The 6,781-nt window shown below is 63.0% G+C and carries 5 protein-coding genes; all 5 read right to left on the reverse strand.

The window, feature by feature from the left end:
- Window positions 1–723 (reverse strand): rhamnulokinase (locus tag H5U38_14210; GenBank protein MBC7188173.1); only part of this gene is annotated, 723 nt, incomplete at its 3' end.
- Window positions 724–750: 27 nt separating this feature from the next.
- Window positions 751–2,568: an L-fucose isomerase gene (locus H5U38_14215; GenBank protein ID MBC7188174.1), complete on the reverse strand. Its 1,818-nt coding sequence runs from the start codon at window positions 2,566–2,568 to the stop codon at window positions 751–753.
- A gap of 46 nt (window positions 2,569–2,614) precedes the next feature.
- Window positions 2,615–3,811 (reverse strand): acetate/propionate family kinase, encoded by a 1,197-nt coding sequence (locus H5U38_14220; protein MBC7188175.1) that lies wholly within the window; start codon window positions 3,809–3,811, stop codon window positions 2,615–2,617.
- 24 nt (window positions 3,812–3,835) lie between these two features.
- Window positions 3,836–5,908, reverse strand: a complete 2,073-nt coding sequence (locus H5U38_14225; protein ID MBC7188176.1) for an alpha-L-fucosidase — start codon at window positions 5,906–5,908, stop codon at window positions 3,836–3,838.
- A gap of 392 nt (window positions 5,909–6,300) precedes the next feature.
- On the reverse strand, window positions 6,301–6,781 hold a 481-nt coding region (locus H5U38_14230; protein ID MBC7188177.1), incomplete at its 5' end, for a galactose-1-epimerase.

The raw sequence follows: 6,781 nt of genomic DNA on the forward strand, positions 1-6,781 counted from the left end.
GTCATGGCAGGCCGGGGCGATGACCTCCACGCGAGGCAAGCCGACGCGGGCTGCCACCTGCGCAGACAGCGGCGCCAGGCGGGTGCCGGGAGCAGTCAGTGGCAAGACAATCTCGCGGGGCAGCCCAAGGCGAGAGAAGAGCACCGCCTCCCAGGTGCGCGTGCGCGCGTTGAGCATTTGCGAAGTGGAGGCTATGGTGTACTCGCAGCTCTTTTCGCCGGTCATGAAGAAGTTGAATAGGTCCGGCATGAAGAGGAGCGTGCGGGCCTGGGACAAAACCTCAGGCTCCCTGCGTGCCGTACACACCAACTGAAACAGGGAGTTGAACTGCATGAACTGGATGCCGGTGAGCCGGTACAGCTCTTCGCGCGGGATTGTGGCGAACACCTCTTCCATCACGCCAGCGGTCCGGCTGTCGCGGTAGGCGTACGGATCGCCCAATAGGCGATCCTCAGCGTCTAACAGGCCAAAGTCCACGCCCCAGGTGTCGACCCCGATGCCGGCGAGGTCCTTGTGTCCGGCTGCAGCAGCCGCAGCAAGCCCGCGCTCGAGCTCGCCGCGCAAATAGGCCATATCCCAGTGCAAGTGCCCGTCGCGCGTCACCTGCCGATTGGCAAAACGGTGCAGTTCTGCAAGCTGGATCGAGCCCTCGTCGACCAGTCCCAGCATTGCCCGGCCGCTTTCTGCGCCAAAGTCGAAGGCCAAGTATTTCCGCGCTGCCATGGTCTTTGCCTCGTCCGTGGTTGGCAATCACCGGCCGTAGAGCGGTCCAAAGTTCTTGCAGGCGCGGAAGTCAGCTCCCTCCAGGTCCTTGGTGCCAAAGGCTCCCCAGGCGGTGGGCCTGAAGATGCGCTCGCGCGGCACATTGTGCATTGCCACCGGAATGCGCAGCATGGCGGCCAGTGTGATGAGGCGGTCGCCGATGTGCCCATAGCTGACGGCGCCGTGGTTGGCTCCCCAGTTGGCCATCACCGAGTAGACGTCGGTGAAAGGTCCTTCGCCAGTGAGCACGGGCACGAACCAGGTAGTGGGCCAAGTGGGATTGGTCCTGCGATCTAAGGTACGGTGTACCTCTAAGGGCAGGTCCACGGTGTAGCCCTCGGCAATCTGCAGGACCGGGCCCAAGCCGCTCACCAAGTTCACGCGGGACATGGTCACCGGCATCTCGCCCACGGTGAGGAACTGTGAGGAGAAGCCACCGCCTCGGAAGTAACCCAGATCTGCCGGGCACCAGCGCGTCGCCTCCAAACATGCCTTGGCCTCTCCCGGGGTGATTTCCCAGAAGGGTTTGATCGCCGGTTTACCGCCGCGCCGCTGCTGGCCGCAGCCGTCCAAGCAGGCGGACCCAGAATTGATGAGGTGAATGATACCGTTCTCGGCGCGGCCGCTGAGTTTCTTGCCTGTCACCCTCCGTACTGCCGCCGGACTCCAGTAGGTGCGCACGTCGGCGAAGATCTGCGCCGTGTCCGTGAGTAGATGGCCAAAGAGCATCGCCACGCCGTTCAGGCAATCGTTCTCGGTGGCGACAAGGTAGGGCTGGCGAATGCCGTTCCAGTCGAACGAGGAGTTGAGCATTGCCTCCAAAAAGTCGCCATTGGGAAAGTGGTCGGTCCACTGCCTTTGCCCCTGGAATCCGGCAAGCAGGGCATTGTGGCCGAGCGCCTCTTCTCCGTAGCCCAACTCCGCCAAGCGAGGGTTGCCCGCCATGAGGTCCCGGGCAATCATTGTCATCTTGACCACGGTCTCCCATTCCCAGTCCTTGCGCGCCCGGCTGTGCTGCCGCTCGGGCGGGTTGGGGTCCTCACCTTCTTGACAGTACTTTTTGACCCAGCTCAAAGCGCGCGGGAACTCCTCGGGATCGAAGATCTTTTCCTCTAGCCGACGGACGAACTCGCTCATGTCCACGTGCTCATAGCGCATCCCCAGGTAGTGTAACAGGAAGCCCGGGTCGACGATGGAACCGGCGATGCCCATGGACACACCGCCCATCGCCACGTAGGAGGTGCCACGCATGGTGGCCACGGCCAGCCCTGCCTTGGCAAAGCGCAGGAGCTTGTCTGCCACATCGTCTGGGATTCGGGTATCGTCGGCGTCTTGTACATCGCGGCCATAGATGGCAAACGCAGGCAGGCCCAACTGGTTGTAGCCGGCCAAGGCCGCTGCCAAGTAGACCGCCCCGGGTCGCTCGGTGCCGTTGAGTCCCCAGACTGCCTTTGGCGTCAAGGGGTCGGTGTCCATCACCTCGGTGCCGTAGCACCAGCAGGGGGTGACCGTGAGCGACACGCCCACACCCTCGCGGGCGAACTTTTCCGCGACAGCAGCCGCTTCGGCCACCCCGCCGATGCAGGTATCGGCAATAACGCACTCCACCGGCAGGCCGTTGGCATGGCGCAGGTTCTCGGTGAGCAGACGCGCGGCATTGCGCGCCATCTGCATGGTCTGTGCCTCCAGGGACTCACGCACGCCCTGTCGGCGGCCGTCGATCACCGGGCTGATACCTATCTTGGGTAGCGCCCCGCGCAGCCGATTGTGCGGGGCAACCTGCGGAAAGTCATTTGTCACCGCCATTGTGTCTCGCTCTCCTTTTGCCTGAGTTCATTCCCCCGTCGCTGCTTCACTGGCCTTTCGACTGGATCACCCGCATGGTCTCGCGCGCCACCACCAGCTCTTCATTGGTGCGCACTACCAGCGCCGCAATGCGCGAATCGTCAGCCGAGATGATCGGCGCATGGGATTGGTTGCGCTCATGGTCCACCTTCATGCCCAGAAATGCCAACGAGGCCAGCACCTCGGCGCGGAGCTCGGCATCGCTCTGACCAATGCCGCCGGCGAAGGCGATGGCATCCACCCCTTCCAGAAGTACCAGGTATTCGCCGATGTAGCGCTTGATGTCGTAGATGAACTTGTTCCTCGCCAGTAGGGCCCGCTGGTCGCCGCGGGCGATGGCCGCCTTGATATCGCGCATGTCCTCCGAAAGCCCGGACAGCCCTTTCAGCCCTCCGTTCTTGGTGCATTCCTGCAGCGCCTGCTCTAAGGTGATGCCCTTTTTCTTCATGATGTACGGCAGCACGAAGGGGTCCATGTCACCGATGCGCGTCCCCTGGATCAGTCCCGATTGCGGCGTGAAGCCCATGGAGGTATCGATGGACACGCCGTTCTTGATGGCGCACAGGGAGGATGAGCCGCCGAGATGGCAGGAGATGATGCGATGTCGGTCCGGAGGGAGCTTGAGCACCCTCACTGTCTCCTGGGCGACAAAACGGTGCGAGGCACCATGGTAGCCATAGCGCCGCACGCCATATTTCGCGAACCACTCGTAGGGCGCGCCGTAGACTTTGGCATAGTCTGGAGCTGACGTGTGGAAACCAGGCTCGAACACGCCCACCAGCGGTGTTGCCGGCAACAGCTCCCGGAACATACGGATGGCCGCCAGATAGGGCGGATTGTGTGCCGGTGCGAGCTCGGCAAAGTCCTCCATGGCCTGGAGAACTTGATCCGTGAGGAGTACCGAGCCACTCAGCTCCCCGGCCTGCACCGTCTTGAACCCCACGCCGTCGATCTGGGCCAGGCTGGTGAGCACGTGGTGTGGTGGGCCAGTGAGAAAGTTGAGGGCCTGTTGTACGGCCTCGCGGTGGCTGGCAATCGCGGCAGTATTGCGTGCCACCTGCGCGCCGCCCACCCAGAAGGTGAGCGTAGCCTCCGAGGAACCGATGCGCTCCACGTGGCCGCGCGCCCGCTCGATCTCCGCCGGCATCTCCAACAGTTGGAACTTTAGGCTGGTGGAGCCGATGTTGCAAATGATGAGGTTCACGGCTGCTCCTTGGAGTGCCTTTGGTCAAGGACGATGAAACAGGGCCTCGGCGGGAATGGGCTGTTTGTCAATTCCTGGCCCAGCCCACAGGACCTCTAACACGTCGCCGCCCGTCCTTTCGAAAAAGGTGACCGTGATAGGGTGGAAGCCTGCCGCTAAGGGGATTGCCCCGCTGCGCTCCAGCGCGCCATGCAGCCCGTCGTTGTCTACTACCTGTTGTCCGGCGACGAAGAGGCGACTGCCGTCATCAGAGACGGTGAAGAATCGGTACACGCCGTCCTTGGGGACGCTCACGAAGCCGGTGTAGCGGAAGCCAAAGTGCTCGCTGGTGTCGCGCGGCGCAAAGTCGAAGGTAGACACCGTGCCCGATTTGGCGGGTGGCAGCGAGTCAAAGTCAGGCAGCACGTCCCACACCCCGTGGTAGAACTCGTAGCGCAGCCCGTGCGCAAGGCCAGCGACCTGGGCTGCCGGAATGGGAGGGACTTTCAAAAAGTCGGCCTGGCTGACCGCGGAAAGTGGTTTTTTGCCCCGAAAGCACCGAGCTTTCACGGAGGTTGTGGCAGCCAACCGCAGGGGGCCTGTGGCCAGCGGCGAGCGGGCGGTAGGCTCGCTGCCGTCGGTGGTATAGCGCACCTCCAGCCCTTGCAGCGGGGAAGTGATGCGCACGGCCAGGGAGTCAACAAAGATGTCGTTCTCTGCCTCGATGAGCGGGGGGCGAACCACTTGAGGCGGGCCGTAGACGTCCAGCACCACCACCGAGTTGACGCTGTCCGGTGCTTGCGCCGGCACCCGAATGACCAGCGCGTCCTCCTTGCGCATCACTTTGAGGGCCTTGCGCGGGTCGGCGAGGAGGAAAGCCTTGTGCGGCCTGTTGAGAATTCCTGGAACCGTGAGGCTGCCGTCGCGCGGCCAGTCAAACACGTGCAGGTAGAGGCGAGTGCGCTTGCCAGTCAGCGCTTTTTGCGTGCAGCGGCCCCATGGCAAGATCGCGAAGGGGCTTGCCTGCGTGCCGTAGATGGCCTCGCCGTTCACGTGCATCCACCTGCCGATGGCTTTGAGGCGCTCGACGCATGGCTTAGGAAATTCTCCTTCCGGCGTGGGGCCCACGTTGAGGAGGAAATTGCCGCCCTTCGAGGCAATGTCCGCCAGCGTGCAGATCAGTTCCGTGGCCGATTTCCAGTCGTGGTCGTACTTGTTGTAGCCCCAATGGCGATTCATGGTCATGCAGGTCTCCCAGTCCACGCCCGGCAGGCCGGTGGCCGGCACCTCTTGCTCCGGCGTGCCAAAGTCGCCCACGAATTCCCCCTCGCGGTTGAGGCCGGCCATTCCTTCGCGCCCCACATCCACGCGGTTGTTGACGATGACCTGCGGCTGCAGCCTCCGGCACAAATTGTACAGCTCCACACCGTACTCGTGGCGCCAGGTATCCTCCCACTCGCCATCAAACCACATGACGCCGATGGGACCATAGTTCGTGAGAAGTTCGGTGACCTGGCCGTGCAGGTACTGGCGGTATCGGGCAAAATCGGCACCAGCCGCCGGGCGCTTTTCCCATGGCCGCCTGGGCAGATAGTCGGGGTGGTGCCAGTCCATGATGGAGTGGTACCAGCAGATCTTCAGCCCGTGCTTGGCACATGCCTCCGCCAACTCGCGCATGATGTCGCGCTTGAAGGGCGTCGACATCACGTCATAGTCGGTGTGCTTTGAATCGAACAAGCAGAAGCCGTCGTGGTGCTTGCTGGTGATGACGATGTACCTCATCCCCGCCTCTTTGGCCAGGCGCACCCATTGGTCGGCGTCGAATTTGACCGGATTGAATTGGTGGAGGAACTGTTCGTATTGCTCGAGCGGGATCTGGGCCGTGTGGAGGATCCATTCACCATGTTCGGTGTTGCCCTGCCATTCGCCGGCAGGGATGGCGTACAGGCCCCAGTGGATGAAAAGGCCGAAGCGGGCTTCGCGCCACCAGTGCATGCGCGCATCCCGCTCGGCGGGGGTCTCGGGGAGCTTTTGAGCGTTCATGGCACCCACCATGGCAAACAAGAGAACGAGGGCTCCAAGGCGGATTCTTCGCCGCACACGTCGGTTCTCACGCATCGGGGCTCCTTTCTGCGCAAGGGCTTCATCCTCATGGTGGAAAAAGAACAGCGCAAGTCGGGGAGCCCAATTTAGCAAATCCAGAGCATGAGTGCAAGGACAATCTTGCCTGATGCGCTCGGTCGGGCGAGAGGCGCCCCCACTGCCTGCCCACCCTGTCGGACGAGGGCGAGTGTCGCCTGGGCGAAACTAAGCCGTCTCCTGCTCAAGGAGGGAGCCGCACAGAGGATGAAACGCACGCAATGCGGACTCACAGGGTTTTATCGAGAAAGCCTGCGAGAGGCCACCCGGCGTCTTTCGCGACCCGAAAGAGTAGCGGCAGGGCGGCGTCGGCCTCGCCGCACCGCGCCTCAACGTCAGCCCGGTTTCGTGGTCGTTGCCCGTCCGCTGTTCTACCGCGCGGAAAAGCGATAGACTGTGCCCTGACGGTACGTCTCGCCTGGCCGAAGCACCACGGACGGGAAGTACGGCTTGTTCGGAGAGTCCGGGAAGTGCTGGGCCTCGAGACAGAAGCCGCTCCGGTGACCGTAGGCTTTCCCACTCTTCCCCACGTGGTGCCCATCCAGGAAATTGCCGCTGTAGAACTGCAGTCCGGGCTCGGTGGTGAGGACTTCCATCACACGTCCGGAGGTGGGCTCGTACACCGTCGCCGCGAGGGCGAGCGTGCCGCCGCCGGAGTTCAGGACGAAGTTGTGGTCGTAGCCCCGACCATTGCGGAGCTGTTCATCATCCCAGTTGATGCGCTGACCAATGGGAGTTGGCTGACGGAAATCGAAAGGCGTCCCCTCCACGCTGCGCAGCTCCCCGGTCGGAATCAGCCCAGCGTCCACCGGGGTGAAGCGGTCCGCGTTGATCTGTAACAGATGGCCGAGG

The organism is Calditrichota bacterium (genome assembly GCA_014359355.1).
GTDB lineage: Bacteria > Zhuqueibacterota > Zhuqueibacteria > JANLFK01 > Oleimicrobiaceae > Oleimicrobium.